This window comes from Rhizobium sp. RU36D (assembly GCF_900176345.1).
Taxonomy (GTDB): domain Bacteria; phylum Pseudomonadota; class Alphaproteobacteria; order Rhizobiales; family Rhizobiaceae; genus Allorhizobium.
The window spans coordinates 1-1,310 of record NZ_FWXU01000071.1 but is presented as its reverse complement, the minus strand read 5'-3'; the positions used below and the strand labels follow the sequence as shown (position 1 = coordinate 1,310).

At 56.6% G+C, this 1,310-nt stretch carries 1 protein-coding gene; it reads left to right on the top strand.

Translation table 11 applies throughout. The features are described 5' to 3' along the window. The first annotated feature begins 76 nt into the window (after positions 1-76). On the top strand, positions 77-1,108 hold the full coding sequence (locus tag B9A97_RS29195) for an IS110 family RNA-guided transposase (RefSeq protein WP_084369334.1): 1,032 nt from the start codon (positions 77-79) through the stop codon (positions 1,106-1,108). Positions 1,109-1,310 lie beyond the last annotated feature (202 nt).

Here is a 1,310-nt window from a genome sequence, read left to right as displayed (position 1 = left end):
TGTTGGTTATGGGATGGCCCGCCCTTCCGAGGACGTCGAGTATGATGTCCTTTTCTTGAAGGGAAGGAGCGTAGCCATGCATATTTCCATTTTGGGTATCGACATCGGGAAGAACAGCTGCAGCGTGGTCGGGGTAGATGACCGCGGCGCTGTGGTTGTCCGTCGAACGATGCGGCGACAGACATTGATCGAATTCGTCGAGAAGCTGCCAACCTGCGTGATTGCAATGGAGGCTTGCTGTGGCGCTCATCATCTTGGCCGGCTCTTTACCGCGAGAGGTCATGAGATCAGGTTGATGTCGCCGGAATATGTCCGCCCATATGTAAAAGCACAGAAGAATGATGACAGAGATGCCGAGGGCATTGCCGAGGCTGCGTCACGACCGACCATGCGGTTTGTCGAACTGAAGAGCCAGGAGCAGTTGGATATACAGACGTTGCATCGGGTTCGATCCCGGCTGGTTGCGGAGCGCACGACCTTAATCAATCAGCTCCGCGCCGTTCTTCTTGAGAGAGGTGTCATCTTCGCCTCAGGCCGTGTGAAGTTCGAGAGCGCGCTGGACGGTCTCGTTGCCGAAGCTGATGAGATCCTGTCACCGCGCATCCGCAGCCTTGTCATCGAATTGCGGGCCAAATGGCGAATGCTCGACAAGAAGATCGAGGCATTAAACGCTGAGTTCGTAGCACTTGCCAGACAGAACAGTTCGATGCGCCGCCTGACATCGATTCCGGGCATTGGTGTGCTCAACGCCACGGCACTTGTTGCCGCGATTGGGGACGCCGGCAGTTTCAAAAATGCCCGGGACCTCGGAGCATGGCTGGGGCTTGTGCCAAGACAGTTCACCACCGGAGGCAAGGCACGTCTGCTTGGGATAACAAAGCGCGGCAACACCTATCTGCGAACTTTGCTGGTCCACGGCGCTCGAGCGGCAATGCACACACTCAGTCAAAGTGACACGCCAATCGGGCAATGGCTCCAGACGATGTTGTCCCGAGGCGTTCACCGCAATTTTGTGATCGTGGCCCTGGCAAACAAGCTCGCGCGTATCGCCTGGGCGGTGTTGCGCAAAGGGCAGCCCTATGAACGGGCCTATGGTATAGCGGTATAGCTATCGGCTGCGAGGAAGCGCAGCTTACGATGTTTGCGAGTGGAGTAGAGATGGCCTGACAGTTCATCGGCGTTCAGAAAGCCCAGGCGTGGAAATGGTTCTTTGAAACCGTGTTGGTTATCGTGGCTCTGGACGTGCGGATATCCATCTTGGCCACGGCATGCCCGTGAGACCGAATACGTTGAAGCAGACTGCAAAGGGC

Bases quoted from the DNA above. Each gene is read 5' to 3' on its own strand.
- B9A97_RS29195 (WP_084369334.1), top strand. From the start codon at position 77: ATGCATATTTCCATTTTGGGTATCGACATCGGGAAGAACAGCTGCAGC.